Annotated in this window: 30 protein-coding genes and 1 tRNA gene; all 31 read left to right on the forward strand. The window is 58.8% G+C overall.

Annotation, left to right across the window (positions count from 1 at the left end):
- The first annotated feature begins 737 nt into the window (after window positions 1–737).
- The 31 genes from ACFOTD_RS33660 to ACFOTD_RS33810 all read left to right on the forward strand — a co-directional run bounded on the left by ACFOTD_RS33660 (window position 738) and on the right by ACFOTD_RS33810 (window position 26,478).
- Window positions 738–1,841, forward strand: a complete 1,104-nt coding sequence (locus ACFOTD_RS33660; protein WP_378124394.1) for a sugar ABC transporter substrate-binding protein — start codon at window positions 738–740, stop codon at window positions 1,839–1,841.
- Between the two features lie 87 nt (window positions 1,842–1,928).
- Window positions 1,929–3,446 carry a sugar ABC transporter ATP-binding protein gene (locus tag ACFOTD_RS33665; protein ID WP_378124366.1) on the forward strand — a complete coding sequence of 506 codons (1,518 nt, stop codon included), beginning with the start codon at window positions 1,929–1,931 and terminating at the stop codon, window positions 3,444–3,446.
- Complete coding sequence (locus ACFOTD_RS33670; protein WP_378124367.1) at window positions 3,443–4,429, forward strand: ABC transporter permease; 987 nt, start codon at window positions 3,443–3,445, stop codon at window positions 4,427–4,429. Before ACFOTD_RS33665 ends, ACFOTD_RS33670 begins: the two co-directional genes overlap by 4 nt.
- 113 nt (window positions 4,430–4,542) lie before the next feature.
- Window positions 4,543–4,815 (forward strand): HU family DNA-binding protein, encoded by a 273-nt coding sequence (locus tag ACFOTD_RS33675; RefSeq protein ID WP_090112863.1) that lies wholly within the window; start codon window positions 4,543–4,545, stop codon window positions 4,813–4,815.
- 281 nt (window positions 4,816–5,096) lie between these two features.
- Window positions 5,097–5,765 carry a hypothetical protein gene (locus tag ACFOTD_RS33680; protein ID WP_378124369.1) on the forward strand — a complete coding sequence of 223 codons (669 nt, stop codon included), beginning with the start codon at window positions 5,097–5,099 and terminating at the stop codon, window positions 5,763–5,765.
- Window positions 5,755–6,279 carry an accessory gene regulator B family protein gene (locus ACFOTD_RS33685; protein WP_378124370.1) on the forward strand — a complete coding sequence of 175 codons (525 nt, stop codon included), beginning with the start codon at window positions 5,755–5,757 and terminating at the stop codon, window positions 6,277–6,279. Before ACFOTD_RS33680 ends, ACFOTD_RS33685 begins: the two co-directional genes overlap by 11 nt.
- Window positions 6,276–6,398: a cyclic lactone autoinducer peptide gene (locus ACFOTD_RS33690; RefSeq protein WP_090112858.1), complete on the forward strand. Its 123-nt coding sequence runs from the start codon at window positions 6,276–6,278 to the stop codon at window positions 6,396–6,398. The genes ACFOTD_RS33685 and ACFOTD_RS33690 overlap by 4 nt, the downstream gene beginning before the upstream one ends.
- Window positions 6,395–6,775, forward strand: a complete 381-nt coding sequence (locus ACFOTD_RS33695) for a LytTR family transcriptional regulator DNA-binding domain-containing protein (RefSeq protein ID WP_378124371.1) — start codon at window positions 6,395–6,397, stop codon at window positions 6,773–6,775. The genes ACFOTD_RS33690 and ACFOTD_RS33695 overlap by 4 nt, the downstream gene beginning before the upstream one ends.
- Window positions 6,776–6,912: 137 nt before the next feature.
- Window positions 6,913–6,989: transfer RNA gene (locus ACFOTD_RS33700), tRNA-Pro, on the forward strand.
- Window positions 6,990–7,104: 115 nt separating this feature from the next.
- Window positions 7,105–7,329 carry a trp RNA-binding attenuation protein MtrB gene (gene mtrB, locus ACFOTD_RS33705; RefSeq protein ID WP_378124372.1) on the forward strand — a complete coding sequence of 75 codons (225 nt, stop codon included), beginning with the start codon at window positions 7,105–7,107 and terminating at the stop codon, window positions 7,327–7,329.
- Window positions 7,330–7,415: 86 nt separating this feature from the next.
- Window positions 7,416–7,934 carry a hypothetical protein gene (locus tag ACFOTD_RS33710; protein ID WP_378124373.1) on the forward strand — a complete coding sequence of 173 codons (519 nt, stop codon included), beginning with the start codon at window positions 7,416–7,418 and terminating at the stop codon, window positions 7,932–7,934.
- Between the two features lie 101 nt (window positions 7,935–8,035).
- Window positions 8,036–8,914, forward strand: coding sequence for a heptaprenyl diphosphate synthase component 1 (locus ACFOTD_RS33715; RefSeq protein ID WP_378124374.1), 879 nt, complete (start codon window positions 8,036–8,038; stop codon window positions 8,912–8,914).
- 5 nt (window positions 8,915–8,919) lie between these two features.
- Window positions 8,920–9,639 carry a demethylmenaquinone methyltransferase gene (locus tag ACFOTD_RS33720; RefSeq protein ID WP_378124395.1) on the forward strand — a complete coding sequence of 240 codons (720 nt, stop codon included), beginning with the start codon at window positions 8,920–8,922 and terminating at the stop codon, window positions 9,637–9,639.
- Complete coding sequence (locus ACFOTD_RS33725) at window positions 9,636–10,511, forward strand: UbiA-like polyprenyltransferase (protein WP_378124375.1); 876 nt, start codon at window positions 9,636–9,638, stop codon at window positions 10,509–10,511. Before ACFOTD_RS33720 ends, ACFOTD_RS33725 begins: the two co-directional genes overlap by 4 nt.
- Window positions 10,505–11,128: a UbiX family flavin prenyltransferase gene (locus tag ACFOTD_RS33730; RefSeq protein ID WP_378124376.1), complete on the forward strand. Its 624-nt coding sequence runs from the start codon at window positions 10,505–10,507 to the stop codon at window positions 11,126–11,128. The genes ACFOTD_RS33725 and ACFOTD_RS33730 overlap by 7 nt, the downstream gene beginning before the upstream one ends.
- Window positions 11,118–11,999: a menaquinone biosynthesis protein gene (locus tag ACFOTD_RS33735; protein ID WP_378124377.1), complete on the forward strand. Its 882-nt coding sequence runs from the start codon at window positions 11,118–11,120 to the stop codon at window positions 11,997–11,999. Before ACFOTD_RS33730 ends, ACFOTD_RS33735 begins: the two co-directional genes overlap by 11 nt.
- Window positions 12,000–12,014: 15 nt before the next feature.
- Window positions 12,015–12,989 (forward strand): polyprenyl synthetase family protein, encoded by a 975-nt coding sequence (locus ACFOTD_RS33740; RefSeq protein WP_378124378.1) that lies wholly within the window; start codon window positions 12,015–12,017, stop codon window positions 12,987–12,989.
- A gap of 100 nt (window positions 12,990–13,089) precedes the next feature.
- Window positions 13,090–13,533 carry a nucleoside-diphosphate kinase gene (gene ndk / locus ACFOTD_RS33745; protein ID WP_378124379.1) on the forward strand — a complete coding sequence of 148 codons (444 nt, stop codon included), beginning with the start codon at window positions 13,090–13,092 and terminating at the stop codon, window positions 13,531–13,533.
- Between the two features lie 39 nt (window positions 13,534–13,572).
- Window positions 13,573–14,379, forward strand: a complete 807-nt coding sequence (locus ACFOTD_RS33750; protein ID WP_378124380.1) for a CheR family methyltransferase — start codon at window positions 13,573–13,575, stop codon at window positions 14,377–14,379.
- Window positions 14,380–14,432: 53 nt separating this feature from the next.
- Window positions 14,433–14,624, forward strand: a complete 192-nt coding sequence (locus ACFOTD_RS33755; protein ID WP_378124381.1) for a hypothetical protein — start codon at window positions 14,433–14,435, stop codon at window positions 14,622–14,624.
- Window positions 14,625–14,758: 134 nt separating this feature from the next.
- A complete protein-coding gene (gene aroC, locus ACFOTD_RS33760; protein WP_378124383.1) occupies window positions 14,759–15,934 on the forward strand; it encodes a chorismate synthase in 1,176 nt (391 codons plus the stop codon).
- Window positions 15,935–17,047 (forward strand): 3-dehydroquinate synthase, encoded by a 1,113-nt coding sequence (gene aroB / locus ACFOTD_RS33765; protein ID WP_378124384.1) that lies wholly within the window; start codon window positions 15,935–15,937, stop codon window positions 17,045–17,047.
- A gap of 5 nt (window positions 17,048–17,052) precedes the next feature.
- On the forward strand, window positions 17,053–17,424 hold the full coding sequence (aroH, locus tag ACFOTD_RS33770) for a chorismate mutase (protein ID WP_378124385.1): 372 nt from the start codon (window positions 17,053–17,055) through the stop codon (window positions 17,422–17,424).
- 339 nt (window positions 17,425–17,763) lie between these two features.
- Window positions 17,764–19,347, forward strand: a complete 1,584-nt coding sequence (gene trpE, locus ACFOTD_RS33775; protein ID WP_378124386.1) for an anthranilate synthase component I — start codon at window positions 17,764–17,766, stop codon at window positions 19,345–19,347.
- A 34-nt stretch (window positions 19,348–19,381) separates the two neighbouring features.
- Window positions 19,382–20,431 carry an anthranilate phosphoribosyltransferase gene (trpD, locus tag ACFOTD_RS33780; protein ID WP_378124387.1) on the forward strand — a complete coding sequence of 350 codons (1,050 nt, stop codon included), beginning with the start codon at window positions 19,382–19,384 and terminating at the stop codon, window positions 20,429–20,431.
- The gene (trpC, locus tag ACFOTD_RS33785) at window positions 20,421–21,233 is read left to right on the forward strand and encodes an indole-3-glycerol phosphate synthase TrpC (protein WP_378124388.1); all 813 of its coding nucleotides are present in this window, start codon (window positions 20,421–20,423) and stop codon (window positions 21,231–21,233) included. Before trpD ends, trpC begins: the two co-directional genes overlap by 11 nt.
- Window positions 21,230–21,985, forward strand: a complete 756-nt coding sequence (locus ACFOTD_RS33790; RefSeq protein ID WP_378124389.1) for a phosphoribosylanthranilate isomerase — start codon at window positions 21,230–21,232, stop codon at window positions 21,983–21,985. Before trpC ends, ACFOTD_RS33790 begins: the two co-directional genes overlap by 4 nt.
- Window positions 21,982–23,184: a tryptophan synthase subunit beta gene (gene trpB, locus ACFOTD_RS33795; protein WP_378124390.1), complete on the forward strand. Its 1,203-nt coding sequence runs from the start codon at window positions 21,982–21,984 to the stop codon at window positions 23,182–23,184. The genes ACFOTD_RS33790 and trpB overlap by 4 nt, the downstream gene beginning before the upstream one ends.
- Window positions 23,181–24,026 carry a tryptophan synthase subunit alpha gene (trpA, locus tag ACFOTD_RS33800; RefSeq protein ID WP_378124391.1) on the forward strand — a complete coding sequence of 282 codons (846 nt, stop codon included), beginning with the start codon at window positions 23,181–23,183 and terminating at the stop codon, window positions 24,024–24,026. The genes trpB and trpA overlap by 4 nt, the downstream gene beginning before the upstream one ends.
- 202 nt (window positions 24,027–24,228) lie before the next feature.
- The gene (gene hisC / locus ACFOTD_RS33805; RefSeq protein ID WP_378124392.1) at window positions 24,229–25,326 is read left to right on the forward strand and encodes a histidinol-phosphate transaminase; all 1,098 of its coding nucleotides are present in this window, start codon (window positions 24,229–24,231) and stop codon (window positions 25,324–25,326) included.
- Between the two features lie 3 nt (window positions 25,327–25,329).
- Window positions 25,330–26,478 (forward strand): prephenate dehydrogenase, encoded by a 1,149-nt coding sequence (locus tag ACFOTD_RS33810; protein WP_378124393.1) that lies wholly within the window; start codon window positions 25,330–25,332, stop codon window positions 26,476–26,478.
- Window positions 26,479–26,919: the final 441 nt, after the last annotated feature.

Consider the following 26,919-nt stretch of genomic DNA (forward strand, 5'->3'; position numbering starts at 1 on the left):
CTTCCTTAACAATTCTAAGCCGTGTTTCTTCCTTTAACCTTTTTCCCATCCCGCTCATCTCCCTTATCCCTAGTTTAAAACATTGTAGGGAGGGACTCCAATTTGATTAGGGGGCCTAGGAGAATATACAGGTAAATACAAAACGCAAGCCGAAAATCGGACTGGTGAAGGGAATTAACTGCGTTTTTGCATCTATCCTGTTTTATCGGAGCGACATCAGCTTTAAAAGATGTGTATTTGCAGGCATTTCTGCGAAAGAAAGACGCTTGCGACAATACGGGGGCCAATGGGAACGGTTTTCGGATGAGATAACGACCGTGTTCCGCGCGACGCCAGTTTCGGATATTAGCCAAACAAAACATCGACCGTTTTCCCCGCGACGCCAATTTCGGATATTCGCCAAACAAAAAAGGGCCGCCAGGATGATCTGCCTCAGGCGGTTTCGTAATATTAGGTCAACCAGAGATTTCTGGTTGATCTATTTTTTTATTTATAGCGGCAACCGGGAGAGCGCCTGACGGTTGATCTTACCGTTAATTCATATTTTATTCTTGTTAATTCGACATCGTTCGCCTAAAATGAATTCTTGTATGATTTATGCAAGACTATAATCACAAAAACCAATTGACATACTTGGGAATATTGAATTATATTAATTTTACAAAATGATTTAGTAGATTAGGGAGGCTTTTCTAGTGAAAAAGAACTATCGCTTTGGGACCTGGCTCGCGCTCGCCATGGCGCTTGTCCTGCTCCTGTCCGCGTGCGGCAGCAAAAATAACAACGCCGCTACCGGGAGCTCGGAACCGGCATCGCCGTCCGCTTCGGCTTCCGAATCGGCATCGCCATCCGCATCCGACGCCGGAGGGGACTCAGACGCGCTTAAAGGCAAGAAGATCGCGCTCATCATGCGATTGAACACAGGTACGTTTTCTGCCCAGTACGTCGACGGCGTCAAGAAGCAAGTCGAAAAGTTCGGCGGCCAACTTACCGTCATTCCTTCCGACAACAAGCTCGACGTCATGGCGACGAACCTTGACGCAGCCGTCACCCAGAAGTACGACGGCATCCTGATCGACCACGGCGACGCAGGCGCGCTGACCGGCGGCGTTGACAAGGCGATTGCGGCCGGTATCCCGGTCGTGGCGTTCGACTCCGGTCTGACCAACGCCGGCGTCACAAGCATCGCGCAGAACGACCAGAAGATGGCCGAGCAAACGCTCGAAGCGCTTTCCAAGGATTCGGGCGGCAAAGGCACCATCGTTAAAATCTGGGTCGCAGGCTTCCCGCCGATGGAGTCCCGCCAGATTGCTTACAAGGCATTTTTGGACGCCAACCCGGACATCAAGGAACTTGCCGCATTTGGCACCGCTGACGGCGCTCAGCTCGACGCGCAAACGAGGACCGAAGCTATTTTGAAGCAATATCCGGAAAAAGGCAGCATCACGGCCATCTGGGCGGCTTGGGACGAATTCGCCAAGGGCGCGGCCAACGCGGTCAAACAAGCAGGACGCGACGAGATCAAGATCTATGGCATCGACCTGAGCGACGAAGACCTTGCGCTGATTCAGGATCCGACGAGCCCATGGGTTGCTTCCGCGGCCGTCGATCCGGCTTCGATCGGTCAAGTTCAAGTCCGTTACCTGTACCAAAAGTTGCACGGCGACGAGACGCCTCCGACCGTTCAACTCGACTCCGTATACGTGAGCCGCGACGCGCTGCCGACAGACAAGAAAGTAACGACCGCCGATCTGTCCCAATACGTGGACGGATGGGGCGCGAGCGATACGGGCAACACGGATTACCTCAAGGCGCTTGAGCAATCCGTCGGCGCCAAGTAAAATAGGGTAGGGACGAGGACGGCGCGGGATTCTGACCGCGCCGTCCTGTATTGCGATCGGAAGGAATTGCGAAAGGAGGTTGCGGATATGGGCGTCTTCGGAGAGCTCGCGATGAGCAACATATCGAAGTCGTTTGCAGGCGTGAGCGCGCTGGGCGGCGTGGACTTCACGCTGCGTCCGGGGGAAGTGCACGCCCTGCTGGGCGCGAACGGCGCAGGGAAAAGCACACTGATGAAAATATTGTCCGGCGCTTACGCCGCGGATGGCGGCACGATCGGGATCGGAGAACGGAAGCTGTCGATCGCGTCGCCGGCCGACGCCAAGGCGGAAGGCATTCACTGCGTCTACCAGGAAGTCGATACGTCGCTCGTGCCCCATCTCACCGTAGCGGAGAATATGATGCTCGACCGGATCGCCACGGGCAAAGGCCCGATGTGGATGAACTGGTCCGCCATCAGCCGGGAAGCGGAGGCGGTGCTCGCCCGGATCGGATCGCGCATCCCGGTCAAGCGCAGGGCGGACGAGCTTACGCTTGCGGAAAAGCAGATCGTGCTGATCGCCAGGCTTCTCGTGCAGGAAGCGAAGTTCGTTATTCTCGACGAGCCTACGGCCCCGCTCAGTCTCGAGGAAGCGGACCGTCTCTTCGCCATTATGGACGGGCTTAAAAAGCAAGGCATCGGCATCGTGTTCATCTCGCACAGGCTGCACGAGGTTACGCAGGTCAGCGACCGGATCACCGTCATGCGCGACGGGAACGTCGTGTTGTCGGAGCCGGCTTCCAAGGTCGCTGCGGGCGATATTGTGCGCGCCATGCTCGGCCGCAGCTTCGAGGAAGAATACCCCAAGGCGAACGTACCGATCGGAGAGACGCTGTTCGAGGTCGAGGACGTCGCCGCCGGACACCGCGTCCGGGGCGTGAGCCTGAGGGTTCGGCGAGGCGAGATCGTCGCGGTCGTCGGGCTTGTCGGCGCGGGCAAGACGGAGCTGTCGCGGCTGCTGTTCGGAGCGGACCCCGCCGATCGGGGACAGGTTAAAATCGCCGGCAAGACGGCAAAGCTCGCCTCTCCTGCGGACGCCGTGCGCGCGGGCATCGCCCTTGTGCCGGAGGAGCGCCGCAAGGAAGGCATCCTTGTCGGCTCGTCGGTTCTTCACAACCTGAGCCTGCCGATCTTGAAGCAGCTTAGCGGCGCGCTCGGCTTCCTCTCCAGGTTATCCGAGCGCAAGCATGCGGAAGCAACGATCGGACAGCTGGGCATCCGCACGGCTTCGGCTAACCAGCTTGTCGGCTATTTAAGCGGCGGGAATCAGCAGAAGGTCGCCATCGGCAAATGGATGGAGACCGACGCCGAGGTGTTTATGTTCGACGAGCCGACCAAAGGCGTGGACGTCGGCGCCAAGCGGGATATCTTCCGCATCATCGGCGAGCTGGCGGCGGCGGGCAAAGGCGTCCTGTATCTGACCTGCGAATTCGCCGAGGCGCTGGGGCTCGCGGACCGCATCCTCGTGATGTGCGACGGCGCGATCGTCAAAGCGTTCGCCCGGGGCGACGTCACCATGGAAGAGCTTCTTTATTATGCGAGCGCAGGCAAGGAGGATCTGGCGTGAATAACCGGCTGTTGCAATTTTCTTACAAATACGGCGCGCTTATTTTTATCGGGCTCGTCATCCTGTTTTTTTCGCTGCGCAACGAATACTTTTTTACGTATTCGAATCTCGTGGACATTTTGCGTTCGATTTCGATTTTGACCTTCGTGGCGATCGGCGTGACGATCTCGCTAACAGTAGACGGCTTCGACTTGTCCGTCGGCTCGACGGTGTCGCTGACCACGGTCGCGACGGCCACGATGATGATCTGGTACGAGCTGCCGCTGGCGGTCGTGCTGATCGTGCCGCTGCTCATAGGAGCCGCCGTAGGCCTTCTTAATGCCTTTCTCATCGTCAAAGTCCGGATTCCGGACCTGCTGGCCACCTTGGCGGTTATGTACATCGTGAGCGGCATTCACAAGACTTACACGAAGGGATATTCGATATACAACAACATGCAGTTCCAGGACGGCACCAAGGCGCCGGGCGTCATGAATCCCGACTTTCTTTGGATCGGACAAGGCAAGCTGTTCGGCGTTCCCTTCCCGGTCATACTGATGATTCTCGCGGTCATCGGGGCGCATGTATTTCTCCGGTATACGCGCTTCGGCCGTCAGACGACGATGACCGGCGGCAATGAAGAGGCCGCAAGGCTGTCTGGCGTCAGAGTGCGCCGCGTTCGCGCCTGGGCGTACGTCGCATCCGGCGTTTTGGCAGCCATCGGCGGCATTCTGTATACCGCGCGCGTCGGATCCGGCCAGATCGACGCCGGCGCGCCGATGCTCATGGATGCCGTCGCGGCCGTATTCGTCGGCTACTCCGTGTTCGGAGCGGGCCGTCCGAACATTATCGGGACTTTCGTAGGGGCCGTTCTGACGGGCATTCTGATCAACGGTCTGACGATGCTGCACGTTCAATATTACACGACGGATATTATCAAAGGGGCCGTTCTCGTTCTCGCGCTCACCGTCACTTTCGTCCATTTGAGCCGCCGCAGGGCGTAAATAAAGGGTTTGTAAGGCTTGCCGCTTGCGGCGCCGCCGTTTTCATGTGTATAATTTTCGTTGAAACGGATAAACAGATACTACGCCAGTTGTCCGTATGGGAGGTGAATGCATTGAACAAGACCGAACTGATCGCGAAGGTTTCCGAGCTTGCCGACCTTTCCAAGAAGGACGCGACTTCCGCGGTAGACGCCGTTTTCGACGTCATCTCCGAGGCGCTCCAATCCGGCGATAAGGTACAGCTCGTAGGCTTCGGCAATTTCGAAGTCCGCGAACGCTCCGCCCGCAAAGGCCGGAACCCGCAGACCGGCGACGAGATCGAGATTCCGGCAGGCAAGATCCCCGCGTTCAAGCCGGGGAAGGCGCTCAAGGACGGAATTAAATAATAAGACCTAAGCGTTGGCGCGAGCATACATATCTCAAGCCGCGTACGCTGCGCAAGGGAAGCCATCTTTGCCTGTTTTGACAGGCGAAGATGGCTTTTTCTATTCGCTCCCGAAGCTCGCGAATCGGACTCATATTTGCGATAAAGCGATTTACACGCATCGACACGAATGTTAGTATTTTATCAGAATAGGTATTCGGATGTATTTTGAGAAATAATATCTTCCAGCAGTGGATGATTTTATCGTTTTATAGTATTTTAGATAAAAGGGGCTCAAAGCCAATGCATTATGTACCATTCATTGTAGGAGCCGCCATCGAATGCTTTGGCGTCTTTCTGGTCATGTTTTCCCTTTTCCGATTCCGACTCAACAGGAGGGCCTTCATCACCGTATCGATCGTTGCGTTCATGATGAGCCAGGTTTCCTATTTTACGAGATTGAATCCGGAGACCGTAAACCTTTCGACTTATATACAATTTTTTCTTTATGTCATCATTTTGTGGATTTTGTTTCGAGTCCCGATTTTTTATTCGATCATCATGAATTTTGCGGGACTGTCTTTGCTCATCGTCGTGCAGGGTCTCACGATTCTGGCGCTTGGCCAGTACAACTCGATTTCAGTCGAGACGATCAAGGACGACGAAGCGATCAGCGTGTCGGCGCAGCTGCTTACTTTTATATTCATGTTCATCGTTGCGCGCATCATCAAGCGGTTTAACTGGGGATTCGATTTCGTGCCGACCTCGAGGAGACACGATTTGGAGTTCAAAGGAACGAATGCGACATTGATTGCCGTCATCATTTCTGCAATCGTGGCGTTTATGGTGCTGGCTTACGTATTCAGAAACGAATTCGAAGATTATGTCGTATATGCGAGTCTCGTATTCCTTTTGACATTGCCTCCGTTTCTATATATCGCGCTAAGGAAGGACAATGAGGATGCTGCGTAAATACTCGGAAGGCCTCAACTTCAGGATGACCGAGGCGGGCGTTCAGGCGCCTTCTGCCGACGTCATCGAATACGCGCTGAAGATCATCGTCAATACGGTGCTCATCGCAGCGGTCACGATGCTGCTCGGCGCGGTGACGGGCGAGCCGGCGGCGACGGTGGCCGTTATCGTTTCCTTTGCGATTCTCCGCCTCGCGACGGGGGGGTACCACCTGCACTCCAACGTCGGCTGCATCGTCGGTTCTACGATCGTATTGACATTAATCCCTCACATCACTCTCGCAGGCGCGTGGTCGCTCGGACTGACCCTATTCGCTTTCGCCATGGTCGCGATTTTCGCGCCTTCCAATTTCGACAAATACGCCTGGATCAAGCCGAGACATTATCCCGTTCTCAAGGCGATCGGGCTTGCGATCGTCGCTTCCAACCTTTGGATTCGATCCGACCTGCTCGCTTTGACTTTTGCCGTTCAGACGCTTCTGCTGCCATTTAAGGAAGGAGGTGAAGAAAAATGAAAAAACGCGCATACAGTGTCGTAGGTTCCCTTCTCGTAGCGGTCGCTTCTTTGTTCGCATTCACGGGCTGCTACGTATTCCTGAACAAACCTACAATGCCGAAGGAGCTCCGCAGATGAGCAAATTGATTCCGGTTTCCATTCGCCGCGGCAAAGAGGTTGAAGTAATCGAGATTCCGCTCGAAGATGTGCTGTTCCAGTTCATCGAGAACGGAGTTATCAAGTTTCAGACATCTTATGGCGTCTTCAGCCATCTTAGCTCCCTTGAAGAGTTCGACCGCTATTTATCCGGCGAGGGCTTCCGAAAAGTCGAACGCGGCTATTTGGTGCAGACGGAAAAAATCCAGCGTTACGACGGAGATCTCGGGCGCGTGTTTTTCGAAGGCGGCATCAGTGCGCCGGTATCCAGAGCCCATCACAAGGACCTGGTCGCTTTCCTGCGGGAAGGCTCCGAAGCGCCTGCTTACAAACTGAATCTCAAGCCTTCCAAAGCTTAAGATTAATGGCCGGCGGCTCGCGACACCGCCGCCGGCTGCCCGAGCTCGACGGTTACGAAAATTTTCAAAGTTCGAATGCGATAGGCTTGCACGCGTAATATAGAGCGTGATATAATCACAGACGTTCGCTATTATTCCGGGACGTAGCACAGTCTGGTAGCGCGCACCCTTGGGGTGGGTGAGGTCGTGGGTTCGAATCCCGCCGTTCCGACCATTACATACGTGAACATGACTGCTTCCCGCGGCTTTGACCCGGGGAGCCGTTTTTATTGATAGGGGCGTTAATCGTTGCAGGCAGCCGCTAGGCATACGACAAGGAGGCAGTCGATATGGAATTACCGATTCAAGCGGATTACATCGTCATCAAAGCCAAAGAGAGCGGCGTGAACGTGATTGGATTGACGCGCGGACAGGATACCCGTTTTCATCATACGGAGAAGCTGGACAAGGGCGAGGTGCTGATCGCGCAATTCACCGATCATACGTCCGCCATTAAGATCCGCGGCAAAGCTACGGTGCTGACGAAGTACGGAACTGTCGAGACGGACAACTAAAAGCATGTCTCGGAGAGCAGGCATAGCCTGCCCTTTTTGTTTATACAATGGGAAGGAGCGGAAGGCCGGTCACGGGAGGGATAGCCATGCGTCACTTGTGGAGCGGAATCGCGTTGCTTGCAGCCGGCGTATGCGTCATTGTGCTGCTCAGTCTGCTCCAGCCGACGCGGCCGGAGCATTCCCGAACGGACAAGGTTAGCTTGTTCGTTCCGATTCGCAGCGAGCGGCTCGTGGACGAGGGCGTCGTTGACCTGATCGATCCTTTGCCGCTTGTAAATGACTTGAGCCGCGTCAGATGGGAACCGGGCATCCTGGGCGTCGATCTCGCTGTCGCGCCGGGCGCAAAGGGGAGCGAATCGCTGTTAGGGGACATTTACGAATTGTCCAGGGCGTCGTTCGAGCGGGTGAATAACGTGAGACAGCTCCTTGTTCGGATCTATGTGCCGGAGGGGGAGGGCAGGGTGCTGCTCGCTTCCGCCGATTTAAGGGCCTCGGATTGGCCCGTCATTAATGAATCCATGCAGTCGCAGGGGCCGCTTGCATCCGATTTTCATTTGAACTGGACGACCGCCGGCCGGGCCTGGCTTGCAAATTTAGCATTTTAATGAACGTTGGCGCGTCTCATGCGGCGCGCAAACGGTTATGTTATAATTAATAAATTGAAAAAAGCGACGACACCCGCGTTTTGCAACTCCGGAGGCTGAACATGACACGTAAACCGATCGCGCAATTGGCCCGCAAATATACAGAATACGATATGATCACTAGGCATACGGACCTGCCCGAGTTCCCGGAAGGACGCGTCCGTCTGCTTCAAGCCGTGCTTGCGGACCTGCAGGATCTGGGCGGACAGGCGGAGTTGTATCCGCTCGCGACGTCCCTGGTCCAGATGGGGCTCGATACGCACGACCTGGTCGAAAACGAAGAGAGCGGCGCCAAAACGCAAACGAAGCAAATGCGGGCCAGACAGATGAAGGTGCTGGCGGGCGACTATTTCAGCGGCCGTTTTTATCATTTGTTGTCGCAGGCCGGTCAGATCGAGACGGTCAAACGGCTCAGCGAAGCCGTATGCGAAGTGAATCGGATCAAGATGTCCTTATACGGCAAAATGAAGCAGATGCGCATGAACGCCGAAGAATACGTCAGCTACGGTTCAGCGATCCGGGGCGGCCTTTTCATGTCTTTCGGGCATTTGATGAGCGGCATATACGCCAAGCTGTGGCCCGAGCTCGTCGAACGTTTTTCAAGATGCGAACTGCTGCTTCAAGAGCTGGTCCGGCTTCAGCGTCCGGATGAGCTGAGCGGGAGCTGGGGCGTGTGGCACGTGATGGGCGAAGGAAGCGTCGAGGACCGGCGAGCGCTTGAAGAGCGGGCTGACGATCACGGCCTGCTGCGACAGCTGATGGACAAGTACGGCGTTGCGGACAAGCTCGTCGCGCTGCTTGGCCAGTCTGCCGGACAGCTTCAAGCCATGCTGCCCAAGATCCCGTCAGACAAGCTGGCGACGGAGCTGGCAAGTTTAATCGAGCCGTTTCTTCACGGACCTACGTGGGTGCCGGCCGCGGCTATCAAGGAGTTGGGATGACCAGAATGGATGCGAAGTCCAAGCAGAATCACGTTCATTCCGTCTTCGAGAGCATTGCGCCGAAGTACGATATGATGAACGACATCATCAGCTTCCGCCGCCACAAGGCGTGGCGGAAGTTCACTATGCGCAAGATGAACGTTAAAAGCGGAGAGACGTCGCTCGACCTCTGCTGCGGCACTTGCGATTGGACCATCGCGTTGGCAGAGGCAAGCGGCACGGGCCGGACCGTGGGGCTCGATTTCAGCGCCGGCATGCTTGCCGTCGGCCGGGAGAAGGTCAAGCAAAAAGGATTGGACAGGCAGATCGAGCTCGTGCAGGGCAATGCCATGGAGCTTCCGTTTGCGGACGGCACCTTCGATTACGTCACGATCGGCTTCGGCCTGCGCAACGTGCCCGATTATGCCAAAGTGCTTTCCGAGATGCATCGCGTCGTCAAGCCAGGCGGTCAAGTCGTGTGCCTGGAAATGTCCAAGCCAGGCTGGCAGCCGTTTAAAGCGATTTACTACTTTTATTTCAAGAAGCTGATGCCCCTGCTCGGCAAGCTCGTGGCGCGCAAATACGACCAGTATCGCTGGCTGCCCGAATCGCTGGCCGATTTTCCCGACCTGCCGAGGCTTGCCGAGATGTTCCGGGAAGCGGGCCTGCAGGAAGTGCGCGCATATCCGCTGGCCGGCGGCGTCGCGGCGCTGCATATGGGGAAGAAAGGGAATGAACGGGCATGATTCGGAAGTTGAAAATTTTTCTTGAAATGATTAAGTTCGAACATACGATATTCGCTTTGCCGTTCGCTTACGTCGGTACGATTCTGGGATCCGTCACCGTCAACCGCGAGCTGCCCTCCTGGGCGCAATGCGGCTGGATCCTGCTGGCGATGATCGGCGCGCGGACGGCGGCCATGAGCCTGAACCGCATCATCGACAAAGCCATCGACGCACGCAATCCGCGGACGGCCGGAAGAGCGATTCCGGCTGGGCTGCTGAAGTCTTCCGAAGCGGTGCTTTTCGTCATCATTTCCTTCGTTCTGCTGTTTTGGGCGGCCTCTCAGTTGAATCCGCTGGCGCTTAAGCTGATGCCGATCGCAGTCTTTATGACGGTCATCTATTCGTACACCAAGCGTTTCACGTGGGCATGCCACCTTGTGCTGGGCCTTACGCTCGGGCTCGCTCCGCTGGGCGGCTGGGTTGCCGTCACCGGGACGATTACATGGCCGGCGGTCGTGCTCTTCGCAGCTGTCGCGCTTTGGTCGACCGGCTTCGATATTATTTACGCCTGCCAGGACGTCGACTTCGACCGCAAGGAAGGCTTGCATTCGTACCCTGCGCGCTTCGGCATCGCCACGGCTCTCATGACCGCAAGAGTCATGCACGTCGTCACGCTAGCCGGCTTCATTTTACTGCTCGCGTTAACGGACCTCAGCTGGTGGTATCTGGCGGGCACGATCATCGCGGCCGTCCTGCTTTATTATGAGCATCAGCTCGTGAAGCCGAACGATTTGAGCAAGCTGAACGCGGCCTTCTTTACGATGAACGGCGTGCTTAGCACGGTGTTGTTCGTTTTCACTTTCATCGATCTTGTGCTGGTGCACGCATGGTAAGGCAGGGGGAACGTCCGCGTCGTTGGGCGGTCGGGATTACCGGAGCGAGCGGCGCGGCATACGGCATCAGCTTGTGCCGGGAACTGCTCAGAGCCGGCATCGACGTACATCTGGTCGTCTCCGAAGCGGGCTGGCGCGTGCTCAAGGAGGAGCTGGGCTGGGACGCGACCAAGCGCGCGGCTTCGGTTGCCGGAGCATTCGCGGGCCTGGAAGGCGGAGAACTGGTCTATTATCCGCCGGGCGACATCGGCGCAGCGATCGCAAGCGGCTCTTTCAGATGCGAGGGAATGGTCGTGGTGCCCTGCTCGATGGGGACGCTCTCGGCCATCGCCCACGGCAGCTCGGACAACCTGCTGACGCGGGCGGCCGACGTTGCCATGAAGGAGGGGCGTCCGCTGCTGCTGGTGCCGCGGGAGACGCCGTTGAACGCCGTACATTTAGAAAACATGCTGAAGCTCGCGCGGATCGGCGTGCGCATCATTCCGGCCATGCCCGCTTTTTACCAGGGACCTCAGTCGCTGGAAGACGTCGTCAGGTTCATGACAGGCAAGATCATGGACGTCATGGGTCTGGATCATCATTTATACAGCAGATGGGGCGAGAGCAATGAATCATGACCGGACGGAGCCGATCCGGATCGGCAGAATCGACTATACGAACGTATGGCCGGTATTCCATCATTTCGAGCCGGAACTGCTCCGGTGCGCGCCTCGGCTGGTGCGCGCGATGCCTGCAGAGCTTAACCGGCGGCTGCGCGAAGGCGCGATCGACATGGCGGCGATCTCTTCGTTCGCATATGGTCTTAACAGCGAAGACTACGTGCTGCTCCCGAATCTGTCGGTTAGCGCCCGAGGTCCCGTACAGTCGATTCTGCTGTTCCTGAAGTCGCCGCTTGAGACTGTATTGGACGGCGGCCGGATCGCCATGACGACCACGTCGGCTACATCGGTGAATTTGCTGAAAATATTAATGGAAAAGTTCCACGGCGGTCACCCGGTCTACGAGTCGGCCGAGCCGGATCTCGAATCGATGCTGACGCACGCGGATGCCGCGCTGTTGATCGGAGACCATGCCATTCGAGCTTCCTGGAAAAATCATGGATACGAGGTCATCGATTTGTCGGACAGCTGGTATCGGTTTACGGGCATGTGGATGACCTTCGCCGTATGGGCGGTCAGACGAGAAGCGGCGGCGGCGAAGTATGCGGACATCGCAGAAATCTACGAAGCGCTGGTCGATTCCAAGCGGCGATCTTACGGCGATATGCGGCCGGTGATCGATCATGCGCTGCGCACCGTCGGAGGTACCGAAGCCTATTGGAAGGGCTACTTCGACGGATTGAACCACGATTTCGGTGCGGGACAGCGCGAAGGCTTGTCCTTGTTTTTCAAGTATGCGCGCGAGCTCGGCCACCTGGAGAAGGATGTCGCGATCGAGGAATGGAGCTTGGCCGGACCGGTCGCGACGCCAGCGGCCCCACCACAATGAACCGAAGGTGACTATATGAAGTTGATGCAGCTTTACGCTTCACTCAAATCCGATTTGCAGGCGATCGAGGACGCATTGGCGAGCAGCGTCGCCAGCGACCTGCCGCTGCTGAACGAATCGGCGCTTCACCTGCTTAAGGCGGGCGGCAAGCGCCTGCGTCCGGTGTTCGTGCTGCTGTCGGGCAAGTTCGGCCAATATTCGCTCGACCAGCTCAAGCGCGTCGCGGTGCCGCTCGAGCTTATCCATATGGCATCGCTCGTGCACGACGACGTCATCGACGACGCCGATACGCGCCGGGGACAGCCGACGGTCAAGGCGAAGTGGGACAATCGCATCGCGATGTTCACCGGCGATTACCTGCACGGAAAATCGCTTGTCATCGCGACGGAGCTCGCGCATCCGCGCATCCATCAGATTCTGTCCGGCGCGATCGTTCAGATGTGCATCGGAGAGATGGAGCAGATCCGCGACTTCTTCAACACGGAGCAGAGCGTACGCAACTATCTGCTGCGCATCCGACGCAAGACCGCGCTGCTCATCGCCATCAGCTGCCAGCTGGGCGCGATGGCGGCGGGCGCGCCGAAAAAGCAGTGCGACATCTTGTACCGGTACGGCTACAACGTAGGCATGCTATTTCAGATTACGGACGATCTGCTCGATTTATGCGGTACGGAAAAGGCGATCGGAAAGCCGCCGGGCAGCGACCTGAGACAGGGCAATATAACGCTGCCCGTACTGTATGCGCTGCAGGAGCCGGCCCTCCGGGACCAACTGCTGGGCGAGATCGCCCGCATTCAGGCGGCGGGCGGTACGGCGGACTCGAGCGCGGCAGTCAAGCTCGTGCGGGGAAGCGCGGGCATCCGGCAGGCCGAAGCGCTTGCCGAGCGGTACATGGCCAAGGCCCTCAAGCTGCTTGAAGGTTTGCCGTCCATTCCCGCGCGCAAAAATTTGGCCGATATCGCGAGATTTGTGGCGCAAAGAAGCTATTAATCGAGACGATTGTGGTAAAATGATGGAAATGCCTGTGGTAAAATGATGGAAATGCCGCGGATGCGCCGGACAGGCCTTCCGTAATACAGGAGGTTGAATGATGGAACGCACGTATCTCATGGTAAAGCCTGACGGCGTCGAACGGGGGCTGATCGGAGAGATCGTCGGCCGCTTCGAACGCAAGGGACTGAAGCTGATCGCCGCCAAGCTGATGCGGGTGACGCCGGAGCTGGCAGAGCGGCATTATGAAGAACACAAGGGCAAAGTCTTCTACGACCGTCTCATCACGTTCATTACTTCCGGTCCCGTGTTCGCCATGGTCTGGGAGGGAGACGACGCGGTCGCCGCCGCACGGCAGCTGATCGGCAAGACGAGCGGCATCGAGGCCGCGCCGGGCACGATCCGCGGAGATTACGCGATACATACGAATTACAACTTGATTCACGGCTCGGATTCACACGACAACGCGCTTCGCGAGATCGGCATCTTTTTTGCCGAGGACGAGCTTCTGGACTACGAAAAAGTCATTCAAGTTTGGATCTAAGCACACGGCAAGCGTTACGAACCGACGGGGAGCACGGGCATGAGCGAAAATTCAGCGCGGTCTATGACGGAGGACGAGGATTTCGCCCATTTTATCGCGAACATCCGCAAGGCGACTTCCATCGACCTATCGCAATACAAAGAAACGCAGATGCGCAGGCGGCTGACGACGCTGCGCGTCAAAAACGGTTTTTCAGATTTTGCTTCCTACTTTAAAGCGATTATGGACGAACCGCGTCTTCGCAACGAATTTTTGGACCGCATGACGATCAACGTATCCGAATTTTGGCGCAATCCGAACCGGTGGAACATGCTGATGGAGCGATTCCTCCCCGACATGATCAAACGCACGCCAAAACTGAAGGTTTGGAGCGCAGCTTGCTCTACAGGCGAAGAGCCGTACACGATCGCGATGATCCTCGACCGGCTAGGCGCGCTCGGCCAAGCGACGCTGCTCGCGACCGACATCGACGAGGGCGTACTCGCCAAAGCTAAAAACGGCGTCTATCCCGAACGTTCGATCCGCGAGGTGCCTAAGGACATGGCTGCAGCCTATCTTAAAGGCAGCGGCGATGCGTACCAAGTGGACGAAGGGCTCAAACGGGCCGTCCGGTTTCAAAAGCAGAACTTATTGTTCGATACGTTCCAGGAAGGCTTCGACTTGATCGTCTGCCGCAATGTCATGATTTACTTCACCGAAGAGGCGAAGCAGCAGCTTTACGAAAAGTTCGCCAAGGCGCTGAAGCCGGGCGGGATCCTTTTCGTCGGCAGCACCGAGCAGATTTTCTCGCCGGGCCAATACGGTCTCGAGACGGCCGATACTTTTTTCTATCGCCGCATCGTATGAAGCGGCCTCCGCTGCGCGATACTAGGAGCAACTTTGAGGCAGCGGAGGGAATCATGGACAAGCGCAAAGCGATCGAAGCTTATCGGAGCGGACTCGTGACGGCGCAGGAATGTGCGCAAATACTGGGGCTCGAGCATCCGTCGCTCCTCGGTCTGGTGCCGGAAGCGGTGCAGGTTCGTCTTGCTTCGAAGGACAAAGTCCGCGCAGGAGAAGGCGGGGGAGGTATGGCCGGCTCCCGCGACTGAAGCACGTCTGGGAGCGCCGCGCCGACACTCGGTCCGTCCGTATGGGCGGGCTCTTTTCTTGTCAAAAGCTTTAACGCTGTACTATAATAAACGAAAGTATTCGAGGTTGCCGCAAGACTTGGGGAGGAACTCACTTGACACTACGCTACTTAACCGCGGGGGAGACGCACGGCCCGCAGCTTACCGCTATTATCGAAGGATTGCCGAGCAACCTGGAGCTGGATTTCGAGGCGCTCAACTTCCAGCTTCAGCGCAGACAGAAGGGTCACGGCCGCGGCCGCCGCATGCAGATCGAACAGGATACGGCGCAGATCGTAGGCGGCGTGCGCCATGGCCGTACGACCGGCGCGCCGGTTGCCCTTATCGTCGCCAACAACGACTGGAAGCACTGGACTTCGGTCATGAACGTAGAGCCGATCGAGGGTGGGGACGAAGCCAAGCGGCGCGTTCACCGTCCGCGTCCGGGCCACGCCGACCTCAACGGCGGAATTAAGTACGAGCAGAAGGACCTTCGCAACATCCTGGAGCGCTCGAGCGCGCGCGAGACTGCGGCGAGAGTCGCCGTAGGCGCCGTAGCCAGACAGCTGTTGGCAGAGTTTGGCATTCGCGTAGCCGGTCACGTCGTCTCGATCGGCGGAATCAAGGCGCCGCCGCTTCCTGCGGACATCAGCGTGGACGAGCTCGTAGAGCGTACGGAAGCTTCTTCCGTGCGCGTTATCGACGCCGAGACGGAGCGGCGAATGATCGAGCTGATCGACAAGACCAAGGCGGACGGAGACTCCATCGGCGGCGTCGTCGAATGCATCGTGACAGGCCTTCCGATCGGTCTCGGCAGCCACGTGCAGTGGGACCGCAAGCTGGACGGCCGTATCGCCCAGGCAGTCGTGTCGATCAATGCCTTCAAAGGCGTGGAGATCGGCATCGGCTTCGAGGCGGCCGACCGGCCCGGCTCGCAGGTGCATGACGAGATTCTGTACACCGAGGACAAGGGCTACCACCGGGCGAGCAATCGCTTGGGCGGCTTTGAGGGCGGCATGACGAACGGCGAGCCGATCGTGGTGCGCGGCGTCATGAAGCCGATCCCGACGCTTTACAAGCCGCTCAAGAGCGTCGACATCGACACGCGCGAGCCCTTTACCGCGCAGGTCGAGCGTTCGGACGCCTGCGCCGTGCCGGCGGCGAGCGTCGTGATGGAGAGCGTCGTCGTCTGGGAAGTCGCCAAGGCGTTCCTCGAAAAGTTCGGCGGCGATTCGCTGGAAGAAATCCGCGCGAACTATGACAATTACGTGAAGCAGACGAGGGCCTATTAAATGGCTGCCGCAGGAGAAGTCCGCGAACTTACGGTCGACCTCGGCGAACGCTCGTATCCGATTTATATCGGCTCCGGCCTTCACGCGGCGTCCGGCGAATACTTCAAGCGGCTGGGCCTGCCGACCGGCTCGCCGCTGCTGCTTGTCACCGACGCTTCCGTGCATGGCTTGTACGCGGACAAGATCAAGGATTCGCTGCAAAACGCGGGCTACCGTGTGACCGTGTCCGTCGTGCCGTCGGGCGAGTCGTCCAAGTCGCTGGAGCGGCTTGACGCGCTCGTCGCCGACGCGCTGACGGGCGGTCTCGACCGCAAATCGACAGTCGTCGCGCTCGGCGGAGGCGTCGTAGGCGACCTGGCCGGGTTCCTCGCCGCGGTCTACATGCGCGGCATCCGATTCGTGCAGATGCCGACGACGATACTGGCGCACGACAGCAGCGTCGGCGGCAAGACGGCCGTCAACCATAGACTCGCCAAGAACATTATCGGCGCCTTCCATCAGCCGGAAGCGGTGCTGTACGATCTGGACGCGCTCGTCAGTTTGCCTTCGCGAGAGGTCAAATCCGGCTTGTCCGAGGTCGTCAAGCACGGCCTCATCTGGGATGCGGCGTTCGTCGAGTGGTGCGAGAACAACGCTGAGCGGCTGCTCGCGCTCAATCCCGATGCGCTCGGCTACGCGCTGTATGAAGGCTGCAAGGTCAAATCGATCGTCGTCTCCAGGGACGAGCGGGAGAACGATCTGCGAGCCATCCTTAACCTGGGACATACGATCGGGCACGCGCTCGAGGCTGCAGCCGGGTACGGCGAATTGCTGCACGGCGAAGCCATCGCGATCGGGATGGTCGGCTCCGCGCGGCTCGCGGCCCGGTTCGGCTACGGCGAAGAGATCGCGAGCCGGACGGAAGCGATCTTCCGCAAGTTCGGACTGCCGGTTCGCATTCCGGCTCATCTCGCCGCGGACGAGATCATGAAGGCGATGCAGCACGACAAGAAGTTCAGCGAAGGCAGCATGGTATTCGTCGTGCCGACGGCGATCGGCAGCGTCGAGATTCGGCGCGACGTCAGCGCTGCATGGGTAAAAGAGATCGTCGAAGGGTTGACAGAGGAGGCTTGAAGCGCGTGAGCATGAGAGGCATTCGAGGCGCCATCACGGTGGACGCCAATGAAGCAGGACCAATTTTGGAAGCTACTATCGAGCTGCTGGATGCGATCGTAGAAGAGAACGGCACGCGTCCCGAAGATATTTGCAGCGTGTTCATTACGGTAACGCCGGACCTGGACGCGACATTCCCGGCCAGCGCGATCCGCAGAATGTCAGGCTGGGAGCTGGTGCCGCTGATGTGCTCCGTAGAGATCCCTGTCAAAGGAGGGCTTGAGCGCTGCATTCGGCTGATGGTACACGTGAATACGAATGCGACGCAGGCGGAGATCCGCCACGTCTATCTCGGCGAAGCGGTCAAGCTTCGTCCGGATCTGTCGTCCTCCCGTTGACGCCCGCCCCCCGGCGATGCTATAGTAGACACATTACTTGGCGCAGAACCGTCGGCCGGAGGGACGATGACTTACGCGCGGGTGAGACGAGCAGAGAGAAGATGAGCGGAGCGGTCGATTGCGTTTCCATGCGGAGCGCGAAGTCGGCATAGGCAGCATGCGTACCAGGTCGTACGACCGGTTGTTGCATGTCTACATATCCCTTATCTATGATGTCACCTCTGCGTTCGCAGAGGTGATTTTTGCGTTTTTAAAGCTCGTGTTTCAATCGTCGGCATCAGATCCGGCGCATCGGCGGGCCCGCACCGGTTGCGGACCTGGAGAGGGGAGATAGATGAGATGGAACAGCAGCGCGGGAAAGAACTTCAGGAGGTAATTCGGTTGTCCGCCGCCTACAATGTCATTCCGGTCGTCAGAAGGTTGATGGCGGATACGGAGACGCCGATTCGCGTCTTCCAGCAGCTCGGCCAAGGGGGCCGCGCCTTTTTGCTCGAGAGCGTGGAGGGCGGCATTAAATGGGCGAGATATTCGTTTATCGGCACGGATCCGTTCATGGTGCTGCGGCTGAAAATAAACAAGGTGACGATCGAGCAGGGAGGACGCGAAGAGACGTTCGAGACGACGGATCCGCTGAAGCTCCTGCGCGAGCGACTCCGGGGCTATCGCAGTCCCGCGCTGCCTGAGCTTCCGCCGTTTACGGGCGGCGCGATCGGATTTTTCGGATACGACTTGCTTCAATACTACGAGCGTCGGCTGCCTCCGCATCGGGAGGACGACCTTAACATGGACGACATGCACTTCATGTTCTGCGACCGCATCGTCGTTTTCGATCACTTCAAGCAGCAGGTGCTCGTTATCGGCAACGTGCATGTGTCGGACGGCGCAACCGAAGAAGAGATCGAACGCGAATACGAGAAGGTTTCCGCAAGCATGGACGATACGATCGCCCGCATGCGTCAGCCGCTGCCGCCATCGGCTCCAGCGGTAGGTACGCCGCCCGTCGATCCCGATCTCGGGGACGTCCGTTCGAACCTGACCAAAGAGCAGTTCCTCGCCAACGTGAACCAAGCCAAGGAATATATCAGGGCAGGAGACATTTTCCAAGTCGTCCTCTCCCAGCGATTCCACATCGAGACCGAGGTCGATCCGCTTCAGGTATACCGGATGCTGCGGACGATGAACCCGTCTCCGTACATGTACATGCTTAAGCTTGGCGACGAAGTGATCGTGGGCGCCTCGCCCGAACTGCTCGTCAAGGTCGACGGCGACCGCGTCGAGACCCGGCCGATCGCAGGCACGCGCCCGCGCGGCCGAACGCCGGAGGAGGACGCAGCGCTCGCCAAGGAACTGCTTGCGGACGAAAAGGAACGCGCGGAGCATGTGATGCTGGTCGATCTGGGCCGCAACGACCTGGGGCGCGTCTCCGAATTCGGTTCGGTGCGCTGCGACTCGTACATGGAGATCGAGCGTTACTCGCATGTCATGCACATCGTGTCCAACGTGACGGGCAAGCTCGCGACGGACAAAACGTTTTTCGACGCGTTCTTATCCTGCTTGCCGGCAGGCACCGTGTCGGGCGCGCCGAAGCTGAGGGCGATGGAGATTATCTCCGAGCTCGAGCGGGAAGCGCGCGGCGCGTATGCGGGCGCGATCGGCTACTTCGGCTTTTCCGGCAACATGGATACGTGCATTACGATCCGCACGATCGTGTTCAAGGGCGGCAAGGCCTACGTGCAAGCCGGCGCCGGCATCGTTTGGGATTCCGTGCCCGAGAGCGAGTACGAGGAGACGGTCAACAAAGCCAAAGGCTGCCTGAAGGCGATCCGCGCCGCGGAAGCGATGTTCCCGCCTGCGGCCAAGCCGAAGCAGGGCAGGCTGATCGTCATGGCGGGGGACCGCAGCACGAATCTGGACTACGATTGATCGGCACTTACTTGAAGCTCGGGAGGATACGACGATGACAGTTATTGATGCGAATATAACGATGCCGCAAGCGATGTCGAAGCTGATGGCCGGTCACGATCTGTTGAAGGAAGAAGCGCACGGCGTCATGAGCTTGATCATGCGGGGCGAAGCGACGCCCGCCCAGATCGGCGCGGCCATGGTCGCACTCCGGCTCAAAGGCGAGACCATTGAAGAAATAACCGGCTTCGCGGAGGCGCTGCGGGACTTCGGGAGCAAGGTGGCGGCCCCTCACGAGGATCTGCTGGATACTTGCGGCACGGGCGGTTCGGGCATTCATAAATTCAACATCTCCACTTCTTCGGCGATCGTCGCAGCTGCGGCGGGGGCGCGGGTGGCGAAGCACGGCAACCGCGCGATGAGCGGAAAAGCAGGCAGCGCGGACGTGCTGGAAGCGCTTGGCGTGAATATTCAGCTCACGGCGGAGCAGGCCGCTTCATGCCTTCGCGATACAGGCATCACGTTCATGTTCGCCCAGCTGTACCATCCGGCCCTGAAGCACGCTGCGGGTCCCCGCCGGGAGATCGGCGTCCGCACGATTTTTAATATGCTCGGTCCGCTCGCGAATCCTGCAGGCGCAGATCGCCAGCTGATGGGCTTGTACGACAGAACCAAGACCGACGTGGTCGCCGCCGTGCTCGGCAGGCTCGGACTGAAGCGCGCGATGGTCGTGGGCAGCCACGACGGACTCGACGAGATTAGCCTGTCGGCGCCGACGCAAGTGTCGGAGCTGAGGGACGGCGTCGTCACGACTTACGACATTACGCCTGAAGACCTGGGGCTTGCGACGCTGCCGCTCGGGGAACTGATCGGAGGGGACGCGACCGAGAACGCCGACATCGTGCGACGCATTCTGGCCGGCGAGCGAGGAGCTTATCGCGATGTCGTTCTGGCCAATGCCGGCGCCTGCATCTATGTAGCCGGACGGGCGGACAGCCTCGCGGACGGCGTCAAACGCGCTGCAGAGACGATCGACTCGGGCAAGGCAGCCGCGAAGCTGGCGGAATGGATCAAGCGGACGGAGGAAATCGGGCATGTTTCTTGATCGCATCGTAGCGACGAAAAAAGAAGAAGCGGCGGCACTGAAGGCGTCGATGAATTTGAACGCCGCCGAGCGCGAGATCGCGAGCCTCCCCGCCTGCCTGGGCTTCGAGGCGGCGCTTCGGGAAGGCCGCCGGCAACGGCCGGTCGGGCTGATCGCCGAGGTGAAGAAGGCGAGTCCGTCCAAAGGTCTAATCCGGCCCGATTTTCACCCGGTCCAGCTTGCCAAAGCCTATGAATCGGCCGGCACGGATTGCATCTCCGTGCTGACGGACGTTCAATATTTTCAAGGCAGCAACGATTATTTGCGTGGCGTCCGCGAAGGCGTGAACGTTCCGCTGCTGCGCAAGGACTTTACGATCGACGAGCGGCAAGTCTACGAAGCGCGCCTCATCGGCGCCGACGCGATCCTGCTCATCGCGGCCATATTGGACAAGCGGCAGCTTGACGCCTACCATCGTCTGGCGCGGGATATCGGACTGGACGTGCTTGTCGAGGTCCACAACCGACCCGAGCTCGAGACGGTGCTCGAAGTGGGACTGGCCACGCTGATCGGCGTGAACAACCGCAACTTGCACACGTTCGAAACCGACCTGTCAGTAACGGAGCAGTTGATCGCGTTAATGCCGCAGGGCGTTACGGCGGTCAGCGAGAGCGCCATCGCCTCGCCGGACGATATCGCGTTTGTCGGCCAGGCAGGCGCGCAAGCGGTGCTCGTCGGCGAGCACTTCATGCGGCAGCCGGACGTGGGCGCTGCGATCGAAGGCTTGCTCGGTCCTGTCGTTAAGTCGGGGGCTGCAGGATGAGCGGGACGGAAGAGCAGGAACGAACGCCGCATAGAGCGATAGCGTCGTCCAGGCGAACCGCGGTGAAAATCTGCGGCATCATGCAGGCCGAAACGCTGCAAGCGATGGACGGCCTGCCCGTCGATTACATCGGCTTCATCTTTGCGCCGAAAAGCCGGCGCTATGTGACGCCGACGCTTGCGGGCGAGCTGATTCGCGCTTCGCGCGAATCCAGGATGGCCGAGGGGCGGCCGCCGCTTGCCGTAGGCGTGTTCGTCGATCCGTCCCTTGAGACGCTCGAGGCCGTACTTGCCGCCGCCCCGCTTGATGTCGTGCAGCTGCATGGCAAAGGGGAGACACCGGAATTTTGCCGGGAGGTCGACCGCCGATTCGGGGTGGAAGTATGGCGCGCGTTATCAGCGGGCGGCGAAGAAGCATCGAGCGACTCCGCCGCGGAAGGCGAAGTTGCGGCAGGCGGTCCTGCGAGGCTTGGCGCCTATGGCGGCGCGGTATCGGCCGTGCTGATCGATACGGCTGGCGGCGGCACGGGACGCGCCTTTCCGTGGGAAGTCATTCCGGCCTACGAGCGCGCAGCCCGGGCTGCCGGCATTCGCCTGTTCGTCGCAGGCGGCCTGGATCCGGACAACGTAGAAGAACTGCTGACGGCGTACAAACCTGACGGCGTAGATATTTCAAGCGGCGTCGAGACGAACGGCGCCAAGGACGCGACCAAAATCGCCGCATTTGCGGAAAGGGTGAAGCAGCAATCATGACGACGACACAAGTGCCGGATACTTACGGCAGATTCGGCAGCTTCGGCGGGCGCTACGTCCCCGAGACGCTGATGAACGCACTGTATGAGCTAGAGGAAGCCTATAACCGTTATAAGGACGATCCTGACTTTCTGGCGGAGGTCCGTTATTTGCTCAAGCAATATTCGGGACGTCCGACGCCGCTTTATTACGCGGAGCGCCTTACCGAGCATCTCGGAGGAGCCAAGATCTATCTGAAGCGCGAGGACCTCAACCATACCGGCGCCCACAAGATCAACAACACGATCGGGCAGGCGGTGCTGGCGAAGCGTATGGGCAAAAAGAAAATCATCGCCGAGACGGGCGCGGGCCAGCACGGCGTCGCTTCCGCGACGGTCGCCGCGCTGCTCGGCCTCGAATGCAAGGTGTTTATGGGCGAAGAGGACACGAAGCGACAAGCGCTCAACGTTTTCCGCATGAAGCTGCTCGGCGCCGAGGTCGTGCCCGTTACTTCGGGCACCCGCACGCTAAAGGATGCCTGCAACGAGACGCTGCGTTATTGGGTCAGCCATGTCGACGACACCTATTATATTCTCGGATCGGTCACGGGGCCGCATCCTTACCCTATGATGGTACGGGACTTCCAGCGCGTCATCGGTCTCGAGACGAAGGATCAGATTCTCGAAGCGGAAGGTAGGCTGCCGGACGTCATCGTCGCGGCGGTCGGCGGCGGCAGCAACGCGATGGGCATTTTCCATCCGTTCGTTGAGGATACGTCCGTGCGCCTGATCGGCGTCGAAGCGGCCGGCCGCGGCGTGGATACGGATAAGCACGCGGCGACGATGACCAAGGGGACGCCGGGCGTGTTCCAGGGATCGATGAGCTACGTCCTCCAGGATGAGGGCGGACAGGTGCAAGAAGCGCACTCGATCTCCGCCGGACTTGACTATCCGGGCATCGGACCGGAGCATGCCTACCTGAAGGATATCAAGCGCGCCGAATACGTGCCGATTACGGACGCTGAGGCGCTCGAAGCGCTCCAGCTGCTGTCCCGCAAGGAAGGGATCATTCCGGCGCTCGAATCGGCGCATGCCGTGGCGCATACGCTGAAGCTGGCGCCGACGCTGCCGAAGGACCAGACGATCGTCATCAATCTGTCCGGACGCGGGGATAAAGACGTCGAGTCGATCATCGGATATTTGGGAGGGGATCTGCCATGAGCACGACCACGGCGAACGCTATCGATACCGTATTTGCAGAACTGGCTGCGAGCGGAGAGACGGCTCTAATTCCATTCCTGACGATGGGCGACCCCGACCTGGATACTTCGGTCAAGCTCATCGCCGCCGCAGAAGCGGCGGGCGCGCACATGATCGAGCTCGGCGTGCCTTATTCGGATCCGCTGGCCGACGGGCCCGTTATCCAGAGGGCCTCCGAGCGGGCGCTCCGCCACCGGATCTCGCTGACCGACTGCATCGGCGTCGCGAGCAAAGCGCGCGCGGCAGGCGTGCGGATGCCGTTCATTCTGTTTACGTATTTCAACCCGGCGCTTCAGCTCGGACTCGAGCACTTTTTTGCCCTGCTGCAGGAACACGGTTTTAGCGGCGTCATCATTCCCGACCTGCCGCTCGAAGAGGACGCGGAGGTGCGGGGCATTGCGGAGCGGACTGGCGTCCACCTCATCCCGCTCGTCGCGCCGACGTCCGATGCGCGCGTCGAACGGATCGCTTCCAAGGCGAAGGGCTTCGTTTACTGCGTTTCCTCGCTTGGCGTGACGGGCGTGCGGTCCGATTTCCACGAGGGCATCGACCGTTTTCTGGCGACGGTCCGCCGCGCGTCCAGCGTGCCGATCTGCGTCGGCTTTGGCATCTCCTCTCGCGAGCAGGCGGAGCGATTCGCGGGCGTCGCCGACGGCGTCATCGTCGGGAGCGCGATCGTGCGCCAGGTCGAAGCGTCGCTGCCGCCGGAAGCATCGGGCGATGCCGATCGGACGCAGGCCGGGCTTGCCGAGGTTCAGGCGTTTATCTCGGCTTTGAAGCCGCGCAAGGCGGGCAAAGTATAGTAAGACAGAGGGCTGCCGCCGATTCCTTGCTGGCTGCTGTCGGACACCGGATGTGCCGGGCGAGCGGAGGGCGCTTGCTTGTTTGAAAGCTTTGCATCTGTACAGCGACATAGAGATATGTCACAATAGAGGCATGTTGTTCTTGGGACGGAGCGGACAATCGCTCCGTCCTTTATGATGAAGCCAGGGAGGAAACCGTCCTATGCAGCCCAAACCGAATATCGTCGATTTGCCCGTCTACCAGCCAGGCAAGCCGATTGAAGAAGTAAAGCGCGAGCTTGGCCTCGACGAGGTCATCAAGCTGGCTTCCAACGAAAATCCGTTCGGCAGCTCCCCCAAGGCGGCGGACGCGATTCGCCGAGAGATCGAGCAAATCAGCATTTATCCGGACGGCGCTGCCGTCGAGCTGACGCAAGCCATCGCAAAGCGTACGGGCGTGAATGCCGACCAGATTATTTTCGGCGCCGGTTCCGACGAGATTATTTTGATGATCGCGCGCGCATACCTGCAACCGGGCGACGAGACGATTATGGCCGTCGAGACTTTTCCGCAGTACAAGCACAACGTTACGATCGAAAACGGCGTCAGCGTCGAAGTCCCGCTCGCGGACGGCAAGCACGATCTGCCGGCGATGCTGGCCAAGGTGAACGATAAGACAAAAATCGTATGGGTGTGCAATCCCAACAATCCGACGGGGACGATCGTCAGCGACGAAGAGCTGACGGCCTTCCTCGACGAGGTGCCGGACCGCGTCCTCGTCGTGTTGGACGAGGCCTACTGCGAATACGTGGAGGATCCGTCCTATTCCGACGGTCTGGCGCTGCTAAAGCGCTACCCCAACCTGATTTTGCTGCGCACATTCTCGAAAATCTATGGCCTTGCCTCGCTTCGCATTGGCTACGGCATCGGGGCGCCAGGCTTGATCCGCTCGATCAACCAGGTTCGCGAGCCGTTCAATACGTCGAGATTCGGCCAGGCGGCTGCGCTCGCTTCGCTTAACGACGACGAATTCCTCGATCGGTGCCGCACGGCCAACCGCGAGGGACTGGCATTTTTGCGCGCCGAGTTCGACAGGCTTGGACTCGACTACTTCCCTGCGCACGGCAACTTTATTATGGTCGACGTGAAGCGTCCTTCCCTGGAAGTATTCGACGCGCTGCTCCGCAAGGGCGTCATCATCCGGGCCGGCCAGCGCGGCTATCCGACGCGCATTCGCATCACGATCGGCAGCGCGGAGCAGAACGCCAAGGTCGCCCAAGCGCTGGAAGCCGTTCTGCAGGAAATCGGGGTGCAAGCGTAGGGTATGATCGAAGGCAAAGCCGTTCACGAAACGTTGCAAACGACTCCAAACGGAAAAGCCCCGCTGCGGATCGCCATCTTCGGCGTCGGGCTGATCGGCGGCTCGCTGGCGCTGTGCTGGAAGGGCAAGCCGGGGCTTACCATCGTCGGCCATTCGGTGAACGCGGCATCGGTCGACAAATATTTGGCGCTCGGCGTCGTGGACGAAGCGACGACGTCGATCGAAGCGGCGGCTGCGGGCGCCGACGTCATCGTGCTGTGCGTCCCGGTCGGCATGCTTGACGATTACTTGCAGCGGCTGTCCGAGCTGCCGCTTAAAGAAGGGTGCATCATCACGGACGTCGGCAGCACCAAGGCGTCTGTCGTAAATTGCGCGGAGCGGCTTAAGCTTAAAGGCGCCGTTTTCATCGGCGGTCATCCGATGGCAGGATCGGAGCGCTCGGGCGTCGAGGCCGCCACGCCGGATTTGTACGAGAATGCTTTTTACGTGCTAACGCCGTCGCCGGGCACGCCGCCCGAGGCGATCGAGCGGCTTGAAGAACTGATTCGCTGGACGCGCGCCAACATCGTCAAGATCGAGGCGGGCCTGCACGACGACATCGTGGGCGCGATCAGCCATCTGCCGCATATTATCGCCGTCGCGCTGGTCAACCAGATCGCCGGCTACAACGAATCGAACGATCTGTACCGGCGTCTGGCAGCCGGGGGCTTCCGCGACATTACGCGGATCGCTTCCAGCGATCCTTACATATGGCGGGACATTTTGCTCGGCAACCGCGACGTGCTGCTCAAGCTGCTCGCGGATTGGCGGGGAGAGATCGCCGCGTTCGAGCGGCTGCTCGAGGAGCGGGAAGGCGCCGGCATCGTCGAGCAATTCAGCAGCGCAGGCCGGTTTCGCGACAATCTGCCCGAGCGACGCAAAGGCATGATCACTTCGCTGCACGAATGTTACGTCGACGTACCCGATCAGCCGGGCATCGTGGGTCGGATCGCGACGGAGCTCGGGCAAGCCCGCATCAATCTCAGCAACCTGCACATCATCGAGAGCAGGGAGGACGTGCCAGGCGTGCTGCGCTTGTCCTTCCGCCACGGCGAGGATCTTGAACGCGCGGTCGAGCTTCTCCGATCTCTTGAGTATTCGGTTTATTTTTAACTTCGAAATGCCGCAGGGTCGCAGAGGACCCTGCGTTTTTATTTTCATTAAAAAATGAAAACGCTTATTGACAATATGAAAACGGATACATATAATAAAAGTACAGTATGGTTTCTCTCCACTCCTATCCTAATCCTGAATGCTTCGTGCATTCGGCACCGCCCATCGTGGCGGTGTTTTTTTTGCAAATAAAGGGAAAGAGCGGGAAGTTTGCTCTTTTTCCTGACTCGGGCGGCTGCTTAACGTGGACAGTTCAGCATGAGTTCGAGGTGCCGGAGATTTTCGGACTTATTGGGGCCGGAAAACCTGCATTTAAAGTCAATTTCATAAACATTTTTTTCCAGTATAAATCCGAACTTTTAATACGAAATAGAATCTCTGAGATTCGGAAATAATCCCAAAACCGAACGTTATTCGCCAAATCTTATGAATAAGTTTGTT

Origin of the sequence: Cohnella sp. GCM10012308, from assembly GCF_042649185.1 — a bacterium.
Lineage (GTDB): Bacteria > Bacillota > Bacilli > Paenibacillales > Paenibacillaceae > Cohnella.

Excerpts from the sequence above, each read along its gene's own strand:
- ACFOTD_RS33660 (WP_378124394.1), top strand. The coding sequence starts at position 738 with ATGGCGCTTGTCCTGCTCCTGTCCGCGTGCGGCAGCAAAAATAACAAC.
- ACFOTD_RS33665 (WP_378124366.1), top strand. The coding sequence starts at position 1,929 with ATGGGCGTCTTCGGAGAGCTCGCGATGAGCAACATATCGAAGTCGTTT.
- ACFOTD_RS33680 (WP_378124369.1), top strand. The coding sequence starts at position 5,097 with ATGCATTATGTACCATTCATTGTAGGAGCCGCCATCGAATGCTTTGGC.
- ACFOTD_RS33685 (WP_378124370.1), top strand. The coding sequence starts at position 5,755 with ATGCTGCGTAAATACTCGGAAGGCCTCAACTTCAGGATGACCGAGGCG.
- ACFOTD_RS33690 (WP_090112858.1), top strand. The coding sequence starts at position 6,276 with ATGAAAAAACGCGCATACAGTGTCGTAGGTTCCCTTCTCGTAGCGGTC.
- ACFOTD_RS33695 (WP_378124371.1), top strand. The coding sequence starts at position 6,395 with ATGAGCAAATTGATTCCGGTTTCCATTCGCCGCGGCAAAGAGGTTGAA.
- mtrB (WP_378124372.1), top strand. The coding sequence starts at position 7,105 with ATGGAATTACCGATTCAAGCGGATTACATCGTCATCAAAGCCAAAGAG.
- ACFOTD_RS33710 (WP_378124373.1), top strand. The coding sequence starts at position 7,416 with ATGCGTCACTTGTGGAGCGGAATCGCGTTGCTTGCAGCCGGCGTATGC.
- ACFOTD_RS33715 (WP_378124374.1), top strand. The coding sequence starts at position 8,036 with ATGACACGTAAACCGATCGCGCAATTGGCCCGCAAATATACAGAATAC.
- ACFOTD_RS33720 (WP_378124395.1), top strand. The coding sequence starts at position 8,920 with ATGGATGCGAAGTCCAAGCAGAATCACGTTCATTCCGTCTTCGAGAGC.
- ACFOTD_RS33725 (WP_378124375.1), top strand. The coding sequence starts at position 9,636 with ATGATTCGGAAGTTGAAAATTTTTCTTGAAATGATTAAGTTCGAACAT.
- ACFOTD_RS33730 (WP_378124376.1), top strand. The coding sequence starts at position 10,505 with ATGGTAAGGCAGGGGGAACGTCCGCGTCGTTGGGCGGTCGGGATTACC.
- ACFOTD_RS33735 (WP_378124377.1), top strand. The coding sequence starts at position 11,118 with ATGAATCATGACCGGACGGAGCCGATCCGGATCGGCAGAATCGACTAT.
- ACFOTD_RS33740 (WP_378124378.1), top strand. The coding sequence starts at position 12,015 with ATGAAGTTGATGCAGCTTTACGCTTCACTCAAATCCGATTTGCAGGCG.
- ndk (WP_378124379.1), top strand. The coding sequence starts at position 13,090 with ATGGAACGCACGTATCTCATGGTAAAGCCTGACGGCGTCGAACGGGGG.
- ACFOTD_RS33750 (WP_378124380.1), top strand. The coding sequence starts at position 13,573 with ATGAGCGAAAATTCAGCGCGGTCTATGACGGAGGACGAGGATTTCGCC.
- ACFOTD_RS33755 (WP_378124381.1), top strand. The coding sequence starts at position 14,433 with ATGGACAAGCGCAAAGCGATCGAAGCTTATCGGAGCGGACTCGTGACG.
- aroB (WP_378124384.1), top strand. The coding sequence starts at position 15,935 with ATGGCTGCCGCAGGAGAAGTCCGCGAACTTACGGTCGACCTCGGCGAA.
- trpE (WP_378124386.1), top strand. The coding sequence starts at position 17,764 with ATGGAACAGCAGCGCGGGAAAGAACTTCAGGAGGTAATTCGGTTGTCC.
- trpD (WP_378124387.1), top strand. The coding sequence starts at position 19,382 with ATGACAGTTATTGATGCGAATATAACGATGCCGCAAGCGATGTCGAAG.
- trpC (WP_378124388.1), top strand. The coding sequence starts at position 20,421 with ATGTTTCTTGATCGCATCGTAGCGACGAAAAAAGAAGAAGCGGCGGCA.
- ACFOTD_RS33790 (WP_378124389.1), top strand. The coding sequence starts at position 21,230 with ATGAGCGGGACGGAAGAGCAGGAACGAACGCCGCATAGAGCGATAGCG.
- trpB (WP_378124390.1), top strand. The coding sequence starts at position 21,982 with ATGACGACGACACAAGTGCCGGATACTTACGGCAGATTCGGCAGCTTC.
- trpA (WP_378124391.1), top strand. The coding sequence starts at position 23,181 with ATGAGCACGACCACGGCGAACGCTATCGATACCGTATTTGCAGAACTG.
- hisC (WP_378124392.1), top strand. The coding sequence starts at position 24,229 with ATGCAGCCCAAACCGAATATCGTCGATTTGCCCGTCTACCAGCCAGGC.
- ACFOTD_RS33810 (WP_378124393.1), top strand. The coding sequence starts at position 25,330 with ATGATCGAAGGCAAAGCCGTTCACGAAACGTTGCAAACGACTCCAAAC.